Source organism: Gluconobacter sp., assembly GCF_047723935.1.
In the GTDB taxonomy this organism is placed as follows: domain Bacteria; phylum Pseudomonadota; class Alphaproteobacteria; order Acetobacterales; family Acetobacteraceae; genus Gluconobacter.
In genome coordinates, this window is the sequence record NZ_JBDOBO010000014.1 from 1 (window position 1) to 17621 (window position 17621).

Sequence of the window (17621 nt, forward strand, 5' to 3'; positions counted from 1 at the left end):
ATTAATGAGAACATCACGTTTTTTCTGGGAAATCATCATATCTGAATGTCGCGTGCAAACTTCGAGTGTTGCCGCTTTCACGGAAATGTTCACTCGATCATGTAGTGAAGGGTTTCTTGATGAAGGGTCAGACATGAATTCGGTCTTTCCTTAATTCGGACTGAATTTATCCTGTTTTTCCGACTGTGGCAATTGATACTGTTTTCAAATAAGCTTTTCTCCTCACAGGAGGGCCCTAAAATGGCTGATGAAGAAATTGCTGGCTATCTTATTCGCCGTGAACTTGAAAACGGGGACGATGAATTCTGGAACCCTACAGAAAAGTGGGTTTCTGATCCGGGTGACTCAGAGCTTTATGAAGACGAAGATGAAGCGAATGCCGTTGCTGATCTCCTGAGCGAAAATGACTCACTGGCGATTACCGTAGAAGAAGTATATTTCGATGACGGGGAAGAGGAAGATGAAGCCACAGACGGAGAATAAAATTTTCTCTTAAATGGTGAAGGCCGCACTGCTTTTTGTGGTGCGGCTTGTTTTTATATTCCGTCCTTAATTCGACAGTATTTTCTGATTTTGTGGTATATTTATTTTCAATATTTTAGAATGACTACGACCCAAAGGGCGTTGGATCAGAAATTTGCAAATTGATAAAGAACTTTAACACGATGCTGAGCGTCTGAATCTCTTAGCTGGTAAATCGTCAATGCCAGATGATATCAAATATATACTTGTGGCTCGAGCCAACAAATTGGCGGGTTACCGTCCTTGTTTGATTGGTTTCAGGCTTCATCACAAGAACAGGTTGAACTCGAGAAACTTTCGGCTTTAAGCGAGGCATTTGTAGATGTCATTCCTCATGGCCCGGCCAGGTATCCGAAGTTTCCCCCGAATGTGCCGAAAATCGCACGTAAAGAGCGACATTGATCTATAGTGATTATACTCTGCTCTAAGGCAATAGTAAAAAACAAATCTTTTCAAAGATTTAGAATGGTGGGCGCGACAGGGATTGAACCTGTGACCCCTGCCGTGTGAAGGCAGTGCTCTACCGCTGAGCTACGCGCCCATTCGTTGAGCGGGCTTTTAACAGCGGCTGTACAGTCTGACAAGACGCTTTTTTAAACACCTCTTCGCCTTTGTTTGAACTTATTGCGCTTCCAGAAATACTTTGTCTGATTCGGAGCGACAATGAAACGGAATGCTGCCTTGGATTGCCTGCGAGGAGCAGCAATCCTTCTTGTGATCAGTAATCACATTGGAATACGTATTCCTCTCCTCCACACTGCATTAGCGAGCTTTCTGCCGCACCAATTTCTGGTGAGTGTGAACTATAACGGGGGGGAAGCAGTAAGCATCTTCTTCGCTTTATCCGGCTTTCTGATCACTACCAGAGTTATGCAGGTCTTTGGAGCACTTGATCGGATCCAACCAACTACATTTCTTATTCATCGCGCCATTCGTATTGTTCCCTGTCTTGTACTCCTGGTGTGCGTTCTGGGAGTTCTCGATTATATTGGCTTTGAGGATTATCGGTTCTCCAAGCCGGGTCAGAGTTTTATCGGTGCCGCGATGGCAGCTTTCGGACTTTACTTCAATATTTGGCAGGCGCGGCATGGATGGAGTGTTGCAGGATGGACGGTTCTGTGGTCGCTCTCGATTGAAGAGCTCTTTTATCTGCTGTTTCCGTTTCTCTGTCGGCTGAATGCCCGGCTGCGCATAGGGCTACTTGTTATACTCGCCGCTGCGGCGCCAGTTTATCAGGCGACACTTAAGGGCAATGAAATCTGGAAAGAGCAAGCCACTCTGACTGGGCTGGGGACGATAGCCTTGGGTGTTCTTATGGCCATTATAGCAGCACGTTATCGTTCAATCGGGCGTTGGCCTGTCGCTATGGGGCTGGCGGGCATGGTGATGATGCTGTTGGAGATGTGTGGCCCCTCATCATGGTGGCCTCTGCTGTCCGATGGCTGGTTTGCTGTCTTCTATGTTGGCATTGCCATGTTGGTTCTGGCTTGCGGCTGGCGTTCCTTTGAGGGGGCTCAGTGGAGTTGGTGGATCCGCAGAATGGGGCAACTGTCATATGAGGTTTATCTGTCTCACATGTTTGTTGTCATGGCAGTCGTTCGGATCTGGAGACATAACCACTGGCCTCAAAGTCTGGGGTGGATCGTTTATCCAGTTTGCCTGATGGTGATCTGGGGTTTGGGTGAAACTGTTTCACGGTTGTTCACCAAGCCGATCTCTCGAATTCTGGACCAGGCACTAACGTCTCGTATTTATCAAAAATCCTCTGCCGTTACCCCGGTTAGAGTATCTGGGGTACAGCCTTAAATACCTCTTCTCTCATTGCCGATATTCCATTGCCAGCATGAGTAGACTGCATGGTGATTTCAGAGTTCTCGATATTTTGACTACTTCATGAGCAAGGGGGGGCTGGCAATGAGAGGTAATGCATGCGCTTCTGTTCGCGTCTGCCTAATGTGATGCTATCCAGAATCAGGCCGCACACCAGTGAAAGTGCCGCAAGGATCATACTGCCTGTGGCAAGGAGTGCTGTAGGGAGGCGCGGTACCAATCCTGTGTGAAGATAGGTCAAAACGACAGGAAGCCCGAGACTTAGGCCCATAATGGTAAAGAGGGATGCAAGGGCTGAAAAGAACATCAATGGGCGCTCCTGCTTCACCAGATTGATGATGGTTTTCAGAATTAGCAGCCCATCTGAGTAGGTGCGCAGCTTGGAAGCGGAGCCAGGTGGGCGCTCAATATACGTTGTCGCAACTTCCCCGATGGGCATCCCTAATTCAAGGGCATGGACTGTGAATTCGGTCTCTGTTTCAAAACCGGCGGAAAGAGCAGGAAAAGACTTCACGAAACGACGTGAAAATACTCGATATCCGGACAGCATATCACTCAGACGCCGACCAAAAACAAACGTTACCAGGCCTGTAAGCACTTTGTTGCCCAGTACGTGGCCGCGCCGATAAGCCGCTTCCCGGTCTGTCACGCGGGCTCCATTTACCATGTCCAGCCCTTCTGATATGGCGGCCTTGAGCATGATGGGCGCTGCGGCGGCTTCGTAGGTGGCGTCTCCGTCGACGAGAATATAGTAGTCTGCATCGATGTCTGCGAACATGCGGCGGATGACGTGCCCTTTGCCTTTCATCCGTTCTGTACGGACAATTGCTCCGGCGGCTTTGGCGATTTCCTTGGTGTCGTCTGTTGAGTTGTTATCATACACATAAATATTGACGCCCGGCAGTGCCGCACGAAAATCATGAATAACCTTTTGAATGGTCACTTCTTCATTATAGCAGGGTACAAGAACAACAATGCGGGACGAAGAAAATGGATCATTTTCAGAAGGCATTTAGGTGTGACCAATATTGAGAGTGTTTGAAATACCGTATTTGGAATTTATAGATTTCTTCTGCCTGAAATTCAAAGGCTGATATCGTTTTGTATAAACGATGCGCATGTCATCATCTGGCCGACTGCCGCAATAGCAATGCTCTATGCTGAAGAACAGAATAACAGTCCGCTCTTCAGCATAAGTGTAAGCGAAGCTTTCAGAAACCAAACATATGATCGAGGGAGAAGCCGCCTTCCCTATTTTCCAATCCGTGATACCCGAACAGTCGGCATGTCAGGTCGCGGATCAGGATATAACCACCGACGCCTGCGCGTTCCAGAAGAGCATTCTCGAACATCTCATGCGGACGAACTATGTATGAGCCCGATGGCTGGATGTGGATGGTTGTTTCAGCCACGAGAGTACCATCAACTGCGTGGAGGAGTAGAACCGTCTCGGATGGATCTGTTCCCTCAATAGACGCTGGATGGATCAGGCAACAAAAACTACGCAGATGATCATGCCCAAGCTTCAGGAAGAGGCGCGTCGTCAGGCCCGGCGGTGGACCGGAGTAGGATTGCGGCTCGGAACGCCATGTCATGAGCGTGTTAAAGATGTGCGCTCCAAAGCTGGTTTCCGCCGCATGATCGGTTTCACGGTTGCGATAGCGCATGAGCGCATGAAGCCAGCCGTCAGCCTCTCCACCATCGCGGAAATCATATACCAGATCTGCATGCCCTGGCCGGTCTGTCAGGTCATGCAAGGCAATGGCTGTTGAGTGGTTGCGGGGAAGATTTCCAAGGAAGTGGGAGCCTACCGACTGTCCGGCATCATCGAAAATATCCAGCCGCACAGGAAGCGTTTCCAGTGCCTCGGACATGGGGTTTGGTTGGATAAAGCTTTCAAATTTTGCAGGGTCCAGAATGGGAAATGGCAGCAGAAAGCCTCGGCCTAGCGATGGTGCGAAATTTCTGATGGCTGGGTCCGGGCGAATATTGTCCCGCTCGACATTCAGGTGTGCAATGCGTGTGCGTCCACGCTGCGTTATTTCATAGCGCGGGCGAACCAGATGACGTCCTGCGCGCATTTCGAGTTGGGCAGGCCATGCGAGTTCGGGAAAGATTTTTCCAGCATCGACCGCGATGGTCTCAAACGGGCCGATCGCCTGATCTACGCCACGATGTTCTTCCACGCCCATGGGGTTAAAGGTAATGCCTCCCGCCGGGATCGTGGTGGCATGGCTGTTCTGGACCCAGACGGTAAGGGTCTCATCTGCTTCCGGAGCCGGTAGCGTCGCATAACGGACAGATGGCCACGCATTGGCGTCATGCGTGACGGACAGGCTTGGGTCACCGTTTCTGCCCCAGACATCCAGCGCGTACTTGACGACGTCATGCCCGCGCGCGCCGATCACATGAATGAAAAGCTGCCCCATAAACGGCGGCAGGCTGAAACGTTCACGTATTTGGGCGCTATCGATGGTGATGCCTGCACCAGACTGGGTAACAGGTTGCTCCCACTGGGCGATGACCTGCCCGGACTGGTCATAAAGACGTAGCCAGTAACGCAGATCCTGCGAGCCATAATTGGACCAGTAGTTGGCCGTCACGATCCGCGTGGAAAACTGATCGTCATCCCGGAAAAAAGCAAAATTTGTCGCGAAATTGAGCTTGTCGAGATAGGGGCGACCACGGACGATCATATCATCGGGCAGGCGTGCCGGGGCGAGAGTGTGCAATGTGCACCCATCCAGAAGCTTGCCCAGACGACCGCGCATTTTCGCGTCATCGAATGAGAGTGCCAGAATGATATCTGCCTCAGTGTCGGGCAGTTCCAAAAGGGCTTGCTTCGCCCCACCAAAGCCGTCGGGTTGGCCAACCTGCTCGGTATCATGAACCAGCACGACAGAAGGCTTCAGTCCCGGATAAAGGGCAACCAGCGTTCGGACGGTGTCTTCGGGGTCGTAAATGACGATTGTCTGCCCGGCGAAAGCCTTCTCCATGCGCGTCAGCGCCTCGGCTGCTAGCGGGTGGGCCAGCGCCTTGTAGAGCACGTTTCCACCCTGTGGACCGAAAGTGCGGATATCGAGCATAGAGGGCCCTTTCAGAGCTTCAGTCGTCGGCGCATTTCTCTCGCCACAGTGGGGGTGTCGTCAAGCGGCTGGACAGACCATGAGGTCAAGGTCGGGTTGAATATGCGGACGCGCCCCGCTTCCTCAAGGGTTTGCACAAACCTGCCAATGCGCGCTGACTTGCCCGGAAGCGGAAGAACCATCACCGGTGCAGTCGTAGCGGCAGCTTCAGAAATCATGGAAACACTGTCTGTAGTCACGGCAATCATATCTGCGCAGGCGAGCATCCCTAAATAAGGATTATTATCTCCCTGCCCCTCAAGAATGCGGATACCGGCTGGAACAAGCTTTTCCTTCAGCACGGTAAGAGCGGCTGGATCTGTCCGGCGTGAAGGGGTTAGGACAGCCTGCATTCCATTCCGGTTCACGAAAGCGATCAGTCCTTCTGCCATTTTGACTGCTTCCGCCGCCCCAAGAGAAAAGCGCCCGTTTGTGCCGCCGACCAGAACGGCAAGCAAAGGCCGCTCGTCATGTTTCAGACGATCAGCCCATAAGGCACGGGCATAATCCAGCTTCTGGGGCGTGACGGGGTGCAATGCATTGCGAGAGATCAAAACATTCGGGCCATTAATGCCGTCATGGCTGTTGGCAACAATAAGATTAAATTTTGTGAGGTCAGTTCGGGGATTTTGAATCTGCACCACGGGCAATCCTTCCCGTTTGGCAACTGCTGCCCCTGCGATGCCTCCCGTTCCACCAATACTGACGATCAGTTTTGTGTCAGGCGCTATGGTGATGGGGGCAATGCGCTTTAAAGGAGACGGCCAGTATCGGGCCGGAATATGGTTCCAGGGTTTACGGATCAGAACGGGTTGAAAGTCCCAGCCCATTCCTGCTTTTTCCGCGAGACCGGCACCTTGCGCACGCATCCCGGCGAAGTCTTCGGCGATGATCGTGGCCTTCATAGTTGGACTCCGAAAAAAGACGCTATTTCCCGAAACGGAAGAAATTTGGCAAGAAGCGGATATGACGATGCCTGAAACACCTTCCATTTCCAATTCTGACGGTTTTGCCGAGTTTGGACTGATCCCCCCTCTTCTGGTCACGCTGGAGCAGGTTGGGCACAAACGCCCGAGCGCGATCCAGTCTCAGGCCATCCCGCCGCTTCTGGCCGGGCGCGATGTGCTTGTCGCATCCCAGACAGGAAGTGGCAAAACTGCTGCTTTCGTGCTCCCCATGCTGCAGAAGCTGAATGAAGGGGAAGCTGCGCCGGGACCACGCGCTTTAATTCTTGAACCTACACGGGAGCTGGCTGCGCAGACTGCGGCAGTCTGCCGTCAGTTAGGGCGTCGCCTGTCTTTGAAAACGCGTGTGATCTGTGGCGGCACACCACGGGATCAGCAACTGCGCACGATCCGCGATGGCGTCGACATTATTGTGGCTACGCATGGACGACTGCTGGACCTGGTGATGCAGGGTGAACTGGTTCTGGAGTATTTGACCTACCTCGTGCTGGATGAGGCTGACCGCCTACTGGATGAAGACTTTTCCGAAAGCATGACGGCGCTGACACCGTATTTTCCCGATGTGCCGCCGCAAACCGTCTTCTGCTCTGCTACGCTGCCAGAGCCGGTTATGGCCCTGGCCAAGCGTGTAACGCGTGATCCGGTACGCGTGGATGTTGCTGCCGAGACCTTTACGCCAAAGAAAATCCGCCAGCGCGCGATGTTTGTGGAAAAAGACGACAAGCCTGAAACTGTCGCACGTATTCTGGAGAGGTTTCCGGGCCGCAGCATGGTCTTTGCCCGCACAAAAGTGAATGTTGATCTGATGGCGAAGGTGCTCCGTCGTCATGACATCAGGGCGGAAACCCTACATGGTGATCGGACACAGGGTGCCCGAAACAAGGCTTTGGATCTGTTTCGACAGGGCCGCGTGCCTGTGTTGGTGACCACGGATATCGCCTCACGCGGGTTGGATATCTCCGATGTTGATCTTGTCATCAACATGGACATGCCGGAAACGCCTGAATCCTATGTTCACCGCATTGGCCGGACGGCCCGTGCCGGCAAGAAGGGCGCTGCGTTCTCTCTCATCAACAGTGATGAGCGTTTGTTCCTGCGCGATATTGAAAAGCACATTGGCTATCGCATTCGTATCGCAACAGAAGACGCACTCGACACCTAAGGGAGATAGCGGTCGAGAATATTTCTCCCCAGTTCCTGCCAGGCCAGTGTGCTGTCAGGAACTGGAAGGATTGGTGGTGGGTTTTTCAGAAGGCTGGTGATTGCCTGAGCGATTGCCTCCGGCTCCGGTTCACAGAGTACTGCCTGTGAATTGTCAGCAAACTGCTCCGTGAGCCCCCCCACATTTGTCGCAACGATATAACGCCCTCCTGCTGCGGCCATTGCGCCCACGCCACTTTGAGAGGCTTCCCGATAGGGAAGCAGCAATACGTCCGCCCAGCCAATCAGTTGTGACAGCTCATTTTCTGGAACCCACCGATTTTCAACGTGCACTCCGTTGATCTTCTGAAGTTCAGCAAGTTCAGGGCTATCAGGCCCCTGCCCGATAACGCGACATTCGATAGGAATATCAACCTGCGGAAGTGCCGCAGCCAATAGGTCCAGTCCCTTGTAAGGCAGAAGGCGTCCAAACATCAGCAGCTTGGGCTTCCCTTGATGGCTAAACGGCGGAGCGGCGTTCGTCCCGATAAATGGTGGATGGGAAAGTGAAAGGATCCTTTTTCCCTGACACGATGCGTCGCCCGACAATGTTTGGGCGACGTGCTGGCTAAAGGTGACCAGACTGGATGACTGTCTGATCAGAATGCGTTGAAGAAACATCTGTAACGGGTAGCCGTCTCCCGGATGGGCACGGGCATCGTGAATGATCGTGATGACCGGCACACCGGCCCACCGCAGAGCGTGGGCCATGAGAACATCAAGTGGCCCTGGCATTGCACAGATGGCGATATCGGGCCTGTTGCTCAGAATGGCCATGAAAAGACGTGTGATAATCACCGGTGCCTGCAGGAATTTGCAGAACAACCCGAACGCAGAGCGATACGTCCTGAATGTCAGGACATTCGCAGGAGCGTGATGGCTATGAAGGATTTCCGCTTGGTCGGAAAGCGAGAGCTGAACACTGGTTCGGGGAAGTGCAGTAAGCCCATTGGCAAGGTCCACCGCGATTCGCGGCCCCGCGCCCCGTTTCCCCCACTGCCAGACAAAAACTTTCCTGGCTGTCACCCCTGCACTCCTGACGCCTGTACCGCCTGCAGAAGGCTCTGCCCGTTCAGTCGATCCTCCACACGCTTCATGGCGGCATTTCCCAAGTGTTCCCGAAGAGCAGGATTATCTGCGGCTTCTCGTAATGCTTGTGCAGCGGACTGAACGTCAGGGTTGGCCCAGCTGGTTTGCGGCATGTCGAGAACACCCCGTGGGTCACGGGCGGGAGACAGACTGTAGGCGACAGGAAGCCCGCATGAAGTATCCATGAACTCCGCCGATGCAGACCAGTCCGTGGCTACAATGCAGCGCCCCAGCGCCATGGCTTCTGCCACGACCAGTCCGAACCCTTCGCTCTTGTGAAGGGAAAGAACGATATCAGCACAAGCCATGAGCGCCAGCGTGTCTTCGCTGCTATAATGCGCTGTATCAAGGCGAATATTAGGAGCCCCGCCGATCGCTGCCTGAATGGCAGCCATATCGCCTGGGTAGTTCTCTGTATGGCCAACCTTCAGCAGTAAAATCCGGTCCGGACGGATGCCGAAAGCCTCACGAAAGGCCCGAATGGTATCGATAGGGTTCTTCCGAACCATGCTGGAAGCAAGATTGAACGAAACAAGAACAATAATGGCATCATCCGGCAATTTGAAAGACGCTCGGTCTCTCTGGGAGGGCTTCTGACCAGCCAGCCCAACCGGATGCTCCACCACGCGAACCGGGACGTTCAGAGGCGCAAGCGCATCTGCGGTAAAGCGGGAGGGCACCCAGATTTCATGAATATGTCGCCGGGCGTACGACCATGTCTTTGGAATGATGGGCAATTCCCATGCCCAATAGCCGATCACTTTCCGGCCGTTCCGAAGAGAGCGCGGCATTCTGAGAAGGACAGAGGGGAGCATTGGCGCATTGACGTGAATGACAAGAGGGGCGCCTGCCCCGACTGCATTCCCCTCAAGTCGCCGGGTGTCTATATCCCAGGTCGCACAGGGAATGTTCAGTTTGCGCAGAGCCTTCACCATCAGACGAGCCCCTTCGCCCAATCCTGAACTGCGGCTCAGTTCTCCAGCCACAATAATGCCGGAAGCACGGGATGGATAAGTCTTGCTGATGCTGGGCGCGACGAGGGCTGTTGCCCATGCAAAGAAGCGCCGTCTCGGTTCCTGAGGCAGTTTCTGCCAGATCCTGTGAGCAACAGAAAGATCAGAGCGGCTCACGGTATGTCCTTCAAGGCGTGTCTCGTACGGAGAAAAGTCTGTTCCAGTTCAAAATCAGCTGCGGTCACGCCTGCTTCTTTACAACATGTTTCCTGCTTTGCTCATCAGCATCATAAAGCCGTTATAGGCTCTATGGCGACTGGCTTGGAACGTGCTTACACTACAATCCATGACCGATCCACGCACCATTCCTCCCCGGGTTGAGCCGATTCTTGCGGCGCTGGTCTCGTTCGATACGACCAGCCGTCATTCGAACCTGCCGATCATCGAGTGGATTGAAGCCTATCTGGCTGCCCATGCTGTCTCTTTTACCCGGTATGCGGGTGGAGATGACGGGAAGTGGAATTTGCATGCCATTATTGGTCCTCGGGAAGCCGGAGGAATGGCATTCGCCGGGCATGTTGATTGTGTTCCTGTCGATGGTCAGGACTGGTCCTCTGATCCATTTGTTCTAAGGGAAGACAACGGCCGTCTCTATGGGCGCGGAACTGCGGACATGAAGGGCTATGTCGCCTGCATGCTGGCCGCAGTGCCAGACTTTAAGGCCATGGATCTCCCTAAGCCCATCCACCTGCTTTTTACCTGCGACGAAGAAATTACCTGTGATGGCGCCCGACACCTGATCGAGGACATAAATCAGGCGCATCTGCTCCCTGCCCTCTGCATGGTGGGCGAACCGACCATGATGACGCCCGTAATCGCTCATAAAGGGCGCTTCGCTGTTCGCGTGCGGCTAACTGGAAAGCCGGGGCATTCCTCCCTGCCGCAGGGTGGGAAAAATGCCTTGCATGCCATGGGGCGAGCTATCGCTATCTGTGCCGACGAGGCTGACCGCCTTGCTGTGGAAGGTCGGCGGGTTGATGGGTTTGTTCCGCCGTATACAACCATGCAGGTCGGGCTCGCATCCGGTGGCAGTATCCTCAACATCATCCCGCAACAGGCCGAATTTGACGTTGAATGGCGGAATGTTCCTGGCGATGAGGGATGCGTCGAGTTTGAGAAGTTACGTGAGGCCCTCTCTCCGCTGGATGAAAGTCTGAGAGAAGATAACCCCGGCGGCGGCATCAGCTACCTTCTTTTGGTGGACCTGCCTCCCCTTGCCCTGGCCGCCGACCATCCTCTGGCAGAACTGACGTGCCAGATCACCGGCAGCAACACGACGGGAAAAGTGTCTTATGGAACTGAGGCTGGGATCTACCAGCGTGGTGCCATGGAGAGTATTGTCTGTGGTCCGGGAGATATTGCTCAGGCTCATCGTCCGGACGAGTTTATTGCGAAGGAACAGCTTGAGCACTGTGAAACGGTCATACGGGATTTTGCACGGAGAGTAAGCGGGGCGGCATGAGTTGTAAGGCAGGACAGAGGCACCATCCGATCCGGCTTCGTCAGCCGCGCCTGACTGAAGACCTGCCCGGAAGCGGCCGTCCGGCTTTTCCACTGACCGTTTGTCTTGATCCACCAGATCTTTCGGCCTGGAGTAGTCCCGCATCTGGAGTTCCCGGTGTCATGGTTTTTGACTCCGGCCGAAATGGCCCGGATGTCGTGATTACCGGCATGGTGCATGGGAATGAATATGCTGGTGGCCATGCCCTGGAGAGACTTCGACGTACTACGCCTGTTCCTGCAATAGGACGGGTCACTCTGATTCTTGCCAATCTGAAGGCTTTCGATCGCTTTGATCGCTCTGCTCCAATGGCTTCTCGCTACAAGGATGAGGATCTCAACCGACTTTGGCATCCATCACGTCTGAACAGTGATGAGCAGTCCAATGAACTGGAGCGCGCACGTGAGCTTCGCTCGTTCATCGAGCGTGCGGATCTGTTGTTGGACCTTCACTCGACACTCTGGCCGTCCAATCCGCTTTTCATTGTCCCGCCCAGGCGGCGGTCCAGTGATCTCGCCTGCGCCTTAGCCTCAGAAGCGGGATTACCGACGCTGGTCCTGACAGATCTTGGGCATTATGGCGGTTCTCGCCTGATTGAACATGCACGTTTTATGGCCGTCGGCGGTACCGGGCGATCCTGTCTGCTGGAAGCCGGGCTACATTGGGAGCCACAGACCGTTGATGTCATGGAGAAAGTCAGCCGTCGTTTTCTGGCTGAAGCCCTGAATGTGCATCTACAGGGGGTGGCTCAGGATAAAACGCAGCCAGTAAGACTTGCTGTCGTGACGGATAATGTTACGGCAAAAAGTGCAGAGTTTAGCTTTGTTGAGCCTTGGGTTGGAAACACCTGCATCCCAAGAGCAGGAACTGTGATTGCCCGGGATGGCCACGATGCTATCTGCACGCCCTACGATGACTGTCTGCTCATCGTGCCAAACCTTCGCCCCAAGCAGGGGCAGCTTGCGGTGCGTCTGGCCAGACGCACCGCAGTCCACCTCAACTCTTAGGCAGAAGCGCGATCATAGATCGGGAAGCGACGGCAGAGCGCCTTCACTTCTTCATGGACACGGTTGGTCGTGTCATTGACGTCGCCCTCTTCCAGAGCTGCCGTCAAAACTTCGTCCATCATGCGGGCAATGGTGCGGAATTCGTCTTCGCCGAAGCCACGTGCGGTTGCAGCTGGGCTGCCCAGACGAATGCCTGACGTGACGAACGGCTTTTCCGGATCGAACGGAATGGCGTTCTTGTTGGCTGTGATGCCAGCGCGTTCCAGAATTTCTTCTGCAAGCTTGCCCGTCACTTTCTTGGGGCGAAGATCGACCAGCACCAGATGGCTGTCCGTGCCACCCGTCACGATGTCGAAGCCACGTAGCTGAAGTTCGTCGGCCAGTGCCTTCGCATTGGCTACAACGCGCTTCTGGTAGTCACGGAAGTCATCCTTCAGGGCCTCACCGAAGGCAACGGCCTTGCCAGCGATGACATGCATCAGCGGACCACCCTGAAGGCCCGGGAAGACCGCAGAGTTGATCTTCTTGGCGAGCTCAGCGCTGTTCGTCAGGATGATGCCACCACGCGGGCCACGTAGCGTCTTGTGAGTCGTGGACGTCACGATGTCAGCATACGGTAGTGGGCTTGGATACAGTCCAGCGGCAACCAGCCCGGCAAAATGAGCCATGTCCACCATCAGATAAGCGCCAACTTCGTCAGCAACCTTCCGGAAGCGCGGGAAGTCGATCACGCGCGGATAGGCGGAGCTGCCTGCAACAATGATCTTCGGCTTATGCTCACGAGCCAGCTCTTCCATCTGATCGTAGTCGATCAGGCCATCCTGCGCGCGCACGCCATACTGAACGGCGTTGAACCACTTGCCGGAATAGTTCGGAGCTGCACCGTGTGTCAGATGTCCGCCAGCTGCGAGGCTCAGACCCAGAATGGTGTCGCCCGGCTTTGCCATCGCCATGAAGGCTGCCTGATTGGCATTGGCGCCGGAATGAGGCTGCACGTTTGCAAACTCTGCGCCGAACAGCTTCTTAAGGCGCTCGATGGCGAGGGTTTCAACGCGGTCCACGTCAACGCAGCCACCATAGTAGCGCTTGCCCGGAAGGCCTTCAGCGTACTTGTTGGTCAGAACAGAGCCCTGCGCTTCCATCACGGCAAAAGATGCCATGTTCTCGGACGCGATCAGCTCGATACCATCCTGTTGACGGGTCAGTTCGTCATTCAGGATTGCGGCAACTTCGGCATCAGCCTCTTTTAGAGGCGCGTGGAAAAAAGGATTCAGCGTGGACTGGCTGGCGTGTTCCGACATCGTGGTCCATTCTCCAGGGTGAGTTCGCCCCGTCACTACCGCAGAATGCGCGCGTCGGCAAAAACAATCCGTGTTTCCAACGAGGATCTTTCATGACCAATCCGCTCTGGCGGACCAAGCCTGTGTCTTCCGCTGCGTCTGACAATACAGGCCTGAAACGTGTTCTTGGCCCCTGGCACCTGATTGCACTCGGTGTAGGTGTGACCATCGGTGCCGGCCTGTTCTCCCTGACAGGCGTTGCAGCAGGCCAGAACGCAGGCCCTGCCGTCACGCTGTCCTATCTTATTGCTGCCCTCGCCTGTGGATTTGCCGGCCTCTGTTACGGCGAACTGGCTGGGATGATCCCGTCAGGCGGGTCAGCGTATTCCTATGCCTATGCGTCCATGGGTGAGTTGATCGCCTGGATCATCGGCTGGGATCTTGTGCTTGAATATACAGTAGGTGCAGCCGCTGTGGCCTCGAGCTGGTCGGGCTATGTATCCTCCCTGCTCTCAGGCTGGGGCATTACGATTGATCAGCGGCTTCTGGCGACACCCATGACACCCGTGACACTGGCGGACGGGTCAGTTGTCAGTGCCTGGTTCAATTTTCCGGCGGTTCTGGCTATCTGGGTCGTGACTGCTTTGTTGATGCGTGGTGTCAGCCAGTCTGCTGCGGTGAATAATGTTATCGTAGTCATCAAGCTGGCAGTGATCGCTCTGGTGCTGGTGTTCTGCATCCCGCATATCAAGCTGGCAAACTATCATCCGTATATTCCGCCGAATGACGGCACCTTTGGGCATTTCGGCTTCTCTGGCGTAATGCGGGCCGCCGGGATGGCATTCTTTGCCTATCTGGGATTCGATATCGTCTCCACAACCGCGCAAGACAGCAAAAACCCGGCCCGGGATATTCCGGTCGGCATTATCGGAAGCCTGCTGATCTGTGGTGTTGTTTATGCAGTGTTCTCTGCGGTTCTGACGGGCGTTGTGAACTATAAAGTCATGGCGAATGATCCAAGCCCGGTTGCAACAGCGATTGATGCTGCTGGTGCCCCCTGGCTCGCCAGTCTCGTTAAACTGGGGATTACAGTAGGATACGTTTCTGTCCTGTTTGGGCTTCTTCTAGGTCAGGCGCGTGTATTTCTGGCCATGTCGCATGACGGGCTGCTTCCGAAAGTCTTCGCGAAGCTGAACACGCGCACGCATACGCCCTGGACGTCCCATCTCTGCTTTGCCGCCCTGACAAGCGTTTTGACCGCAGTGCTGCCGATTGGTGAGTTGGGCAACATGACCTCCATCGGAACCCTACTTGCGTTCATCATTGTCTGCGTCGGCGTTCCACTCTTAAGAATGAAGGAGCCTCAGGCCCCACGCCTTTTCCGTGTGCCTGGTGGGCCGATTATTCCGGTGCTTGGCGTTCTCTCCTGCGGTGCGGTCATGGTGTCTCTGGATCTTCTGACCTGGGTCCGGCTGGTTGTGTGGCTCGTGATCGGGCTGTCGATCTATTTCTGTTACGGAGTACGTCACAGCCTGCTTTCCAGATAGAAAATATAGGAGCATGATCGGGGGCATGACGAACGCATCATTCCCCCTCTTCCGCCCGCGGCGTAATCGCCACGATGCCTTTACACGTCGGCTGGTTCAGGAAAATCGACTGCACGTCGATGACCTGATCTGGCCGATTTTCGTTTGTGAAGGCGAAAACCAGCGCCAAAAAGTGTCTTCCATGCCCGGTGTTGAGCGCGTCAGCCTCGACAATCTGGTGGAGCATGTCCGCCCGGCTGTTGAGCTTGGCATTCCGGCGGTTGCAATTTTCCCCATCACGCCAGTCGAACTCCGTGATGCAACCGGCACTGAAGCCCTGAACCCGGACAATCTGATGTGCCGCGCATCACGCGTCATCAAGGAAGCCTTTCCGGAGCTTGGCGTCATTGGTGACGTGGCGCTCGATCCTTACACGGATCACGGTCATGACGGTGTTATCAAGGACGGTAGTATCCTCAATGACGAGTCTGTCGAGATCCTGCGCCAGCAGGCCCTCAATCAGGCCCGTGCTGGAAACGACATTATTGCGCCGTCTGACATGATGGATGGTCGTGTGCAGGCAATCCGCGAAACACTTGATGCCAACGGCTTCGAGACTGTTCGCATCATGGCTTACACCGCGAAATACGCTTCCGCCTTCTACGGCCCGTTCCGTGATGCGTTGGGATCAGGTGGCCTTCTGACGGGCGACAAGAAAACCTATCAGATGGACCCGGCCAATTCGGACGAAGCTCTTCGTGAAGTCGAGCAGGATATTCGTGAAGGTGCGGACATGATCATGGTCAAGCCGGGCATGCCGTATCTGGACATTATCCGCCGTATTCGTGACCGTTTTTCGGTGCCGACCTTTGCCTATCAAGTGTCAGGTGAATACGCGATGCTGGCAGGTGCTATTCAGAATGGCTGGCTTGAGCGGGATCGTACCATTATGGAGAGCCTGATTGCTTTCAAGCGGGCCGGTTGTAACGGAATTCTGACGTATTTTGCGATTGATGCAGCCCGCCTTATGAAAGAAGACCGCTGATAAATCGTCGCGCACGAGGCGTTCAGGCTTATTACGGAGGCCTGAACGCAGAAGAAATCGCAAGGCGCCATATGGTGGAGGCAGGGCTGGAAATTCTGGCTCAAAGGCTCAGAACGCCATATGGCGAAATCGATCTTCTGGTTGCGGATGACGACTGGGTCATTGCTGTCGAGGTAAAAAGTCGTTCCACACTCAGGGATAGCGTGGAAGCCCTTCAGCCTCGTCAGGCTGAGCGGCTGATGGCAGCCTTTGAGTATGTCCTTGCGACCAGACCAGACTGGTTACGCCCAAACACGCGTTTTGACGTTATAGCTGTCAATCGTGAGGGGCAGGCGCGACGCATTATGGATGCGCTACGCCTCACATAATATCAGGTGCGACGGCTACGAACGTGACGATGAGTTGTTGTTGCGGCAGCTGCATGCGGGCGGTAAGCCACGTTACGGATCACAGCGCGATGTCCGCTCCATGCCATTGAGTGGCTTGCAGAGTGACGAGCAAAGTGAACAACCGGACGGTGGTAAACCGGGGTTGCTGTCAGCGCATCAAATGTCAGCTTGCTGGCTTCGTAATCAGTGATGGCTGCACGGGCATGAGCCTTTCCGGCTCCCATGCATAGTCCAACGCCCATAATGCCGAGAGCAATTCGGCCAGCCCACTGTCGCGCCATTGATGTGTTTCCATCCCTGTTTTGATGGAACTACCGTATGACGTAATCAAAGGGTTCGACAACCCCGATGGGGAAAGTTTTAGAAAAAATCAAGGTCTTGCCACTTTTGGACACATCATGGCTGAATTGTGGCGTCTGCAAGCCTTGAAAAAGGTTGAATTCCGGCCGTTTCAGCGGCCGGAATTAACGAAATCAGGCATTCGCCGTAGCGATTCCTTTTTCGGTCAGCAGAGTCTCAAGTTCACCGCTCTGGTACATGTCCGTCACGATGTCGCAGCCACCAACGAACTCACCTTTGACGTAGAGCTGCGGCACGGTCGGCCACTGCGAGAAATCCTTGATGCCCTGACGAAGCTCAGCGCTTTCAAGAATGTTGCAGGTCTCGAACGGCACGCCAAGGTGGTTCAGGATCTGCACAACGCGTGCAGAGAAGCCGCACTGCGGGAAGAGTTTGTCACCCTTCATGAACAGCATGACCGGGTTTGCGTCGATCAGGTTCTGGATATGCTGGAACACGGTCTCAGACATTGGTTTTTCCTTTTGTCGGCATCAGGGAGAGGCAATGCCCTCCCTGGCTGTCAGCAGTCACTTCAGAAGGGAATGATTCCCCCTGAGTTCAAGGGGTCAGGGTTTTGAGAGCCATCGCATGCAGCTCAGTACCCATGCGGGTTCCGAACGCATCATAAACCAGTTTGTGCTGGCGTACACGAGAAAGCCCTTCGAATGCCGTGCTGACCACGGTGCAGGCGTAGTGATCCCCGTCCCCTGCCAGATCCTGAATTGTGATCTGGGCATCGGGAATGGCGGCGAGGATGGTCCGTTCGATTTCGGATGCTGTCATCGGCATG

At 54.5% G+C, this 17621-nt stretch carries 17 protein-coding genes and 1 tRNA gene; 8 read left to right on the plus strand and 10 right to left on the minus strand.

Annotated features, from left to right (window positions below; genetic code table 11):
* Positions 1 to 240 precede the first annotated feature (240 nt).
* On the plus strand, positions 241 to 483 hold the full coding sequence (locus ABF979_RS07380) for a hypothetical protein (protein ID WP_202207519.1): 243 nt from the start codon (positions 241 to 243) through the stop codon (positions 481 to 483).
* Between the two features lie 505 nt (positions 484 to 988).
* Here the strand turns inward: ABF979_RS07380 and ABF979_RS07385 are convergent.
* A tRNA-Val gene (locus tag ABF979_RS07385) sits at positions 989 to 1063 on the minus strand.
* Between the two features lie 122 nt (positions 1064 to 1185).
* Between ABF979_RS07385 and ABF979_RS07390 the strand changes: the two genes are divergently transcribed.
* Entirely contained in the window at positions 1186 to 2328 is a 1143-nt protein-coding gene (locus ABF979_RS07390; protein ID WP_415558838.1) for an acyltransferase family protein, read from the plus strand.
* 85 nt (positions 2329 to 2413) lie between these two features.
* Here ABF979_RS07390 and ABF979_RS07395 read toward each other — a convergent pair whose 3' ends face one another.
* The 3 genes from ABF979_RS07395 to ABF979_RS07405 form a co-directional block, all read right to left on the minus strand.
* A complete protein-coding gene (locus ABF979_RS07395) occupies positions 2414 to 3364 on the minus strand; it encodes a glycosyltransferase family 2 protein (RefSeq protein ID WP_415558840.1) in 951 nt (316 codons plus the stop codon).
* 199 nt (positions 3365 to 3563) lie between these two features.
* Positions 3564 to 5438, minus strand: a complete 1875-nt coding sequence (locus ABF979_RS07400) for a hypothetical protein (protein WP_415558842.1) — start codon at positions 5436 to 5438, stop codon at positions 3564 to 3566.
* Positions 5439 to 5449: 11 nt separating this feature from the next.
* Positions 5450 to 6382, minus strand: coding sequence for a mitochondrial fission ELM1 family protein (locus tag ABF979_RS07405; protein ID WP_415558844.1), 933 nt, complete (start codon positions 6380 to 6382; stop codon positions 5450 to 5452).
* Between ABF979_RS07405 and ABF979_RS07410 the strand changes: the two genes are divergently transcribed.
* Positions 6366 to 7604 (plus strand): DEAD/DEAH box helicase, encoded by a 1239-nt coding sequence (locus ABF979_RS07410; protein ID WP_415558846.1) that lies wholly within the window; start codon positions 6366 to 6368, stop codon positions 7602 to 7604. The two genes, ABF979_RS07405 and ABF979_RS07410, sit on opposite strands and share 17 nt — an antisense overlap.
* On the opposite strand, the gene ABF979_RS07415 is transcribed toward ABF979_RS07410, so the two are convergent.
* Both ABF979_RS07415 and ABF979_RS07420 read right to left on the minus strand, forming a co-directional pair.
* Positions 7601 to 8668: a glycosyltransferase family 4 protein gene (locus ABF979_RS07415; RefSeq protein ID WP_415558848.1), complete on the minus strand. Its 1068-nt coding sequence runs from the start codon at positions 8666 to 8668 to the stop codon at positions 7601 to 7603. The genes ABF979_RS07410 and ABF979_RS07415 overlap by 4 nt on opposite strands.
* Positions 8665 to 9861, minus strand: coding sequence for a glycosyltransferase family 4 protein (locus tag ABF979_RS07420; RefSeq protein ID WP_415558849.1), 1197 nt, complete (start codon positions 9859 to 9861; stop codon positions 8665 to 8667). The genes ABF979_RS07415 and ABF979_RS07420 overlap by 4 nt, the downstream gene beginning before the upstream one ends.
* 169 nt (positions 9862 to 10030) lie before the next feature.
* On the opposite strand from ABF979_RS07420, the gene argE reads away from it, so the two are divergent.
* Positions 10031 to 11206 (plus strand): acetylornithine deacetylase, encoded by a 1176-nt coding sequence (gene argE, locus ABF979_RS07425; protein ID WP_415558851.1) that lies wholly within the window; start codon positions 10031 to 10033, stop codon positions 11204 to 11206.
* A complete protein-coding gene (locus ABF979_RS07430; RefSeq protein ID WP_415558853.1) occupies positions 11203 to 12252 on the plus strand; it encodes a succinylglutamate desuccinylase/aspartoacylase family protein in 1050 nt (349 codons plus the stop codon). The genes argE and ABF979_RS07430 overlap by 4 nt, the downstream gene beginning before the upstream one ends.
* Here the strand turns inward: ABF979_RS07430 and glyA are convergent.
* Positions 12249 to 13553 carry a serine hydroxymethyltransferase gene (gene glyA / locus ABF979_RS07435; RefSeq protein WP_415558855.1) on the minus strand — a complete coding sequence of 435 codons (1305 nt, stop codon included), beginning with the start codon at positions 13551 to 13553 and terminating at the stop codon, positions 12249 to 12251. The two genes, ABF979_RS07430 and glyA, sit on opposite strands and share 4 nt — an antisense overlap.
* 92 nt (positions 13554 to 13645) lie before the next feature.
* On the opposite strand from glyA, the gene ABF979_RS07440 reads away from it, so the two are divergent.
* The 3 genes from ABF979_RS07440 to ABF979_RS07450 are packed head-to-tail and all read left to right on the plus strand — an operon-like array spanning position 13646 to position 16471.
* A complete protein-coding gene (locus ABF979_RS07440) occupies positions 13646 to 15079 on the plus strand; it encodes an APC family permease (protein WP_415558856.1) in 1434 nt (477 codons plus the stop codon).
* A 25-nt stretch (positions 15080 to 15104) separates the two neighbouring features.
* Positions 15105 to 16103, plus strand: a complete 999-nt coding sequence (gene hemB / locus ABF979_RS07445; RefSeq protein ID WP_415558858.1) for a porphobilinogen synthase — start codon at positions 15105 to 15107, stop codon at positions 16101 to 16103.
* 56 nt (positions 16104 to 16159) lie between these two features.
* Positions 16160 to 16471, plus strand: a complete 312-nt coding sequence (locus tag ABF979_RS07450; RefSeq protein ID WP_415558912.1) for a YraN family protein — start codon at positions 16160 to 16162, stop codon at positions 16469 to 16471.
* A 2-nt stretch (positions 16472 to 16473) separates the two neighbouring features.
* Here ABF979_RS07450 and ABF979_RS07455 read toward each other — a convergent pair whose 3' ends face one another.
* From ABF979_RS07455 to ABF979_RS07465, 3 genes are all read right to left on the minus strand, one after another.
* Complete coding sequence (locus ABF979_RS07455; protein WP_415558860.1) at positions 16474 to 16773, minus strand: hypothetical protein; 300 nt, start codon at positions 16771 to 16773, stop codon at positions 16474 to 16476.
* Positions 16774 to 16965: 192 nt separating this feature from the next.
* Positions 16966 to 17301, minus strand: coding sequence for a Grx4 family monothiol glutaredoxin (gene grxD, locus ABF979_RS07460; protein WP_046901638.1), 336 nt, complete (start codon positions 17299 to 17301; stop codon positions 16966 to 16968).
* A gap of 88 nt (positions 17302 to 17389) precedes the next feature.
* Positions 17390 to 17620, minus strand: coding sequence for a BolA family protein (locus ABF979_RS07465; protein WP_046901639.1), 231 nt, complete (start codon positions 17618 to 17620; stop codon positions 17390 to 17392).
* Position 17621 lies beyond the last annotated feature (1 nt).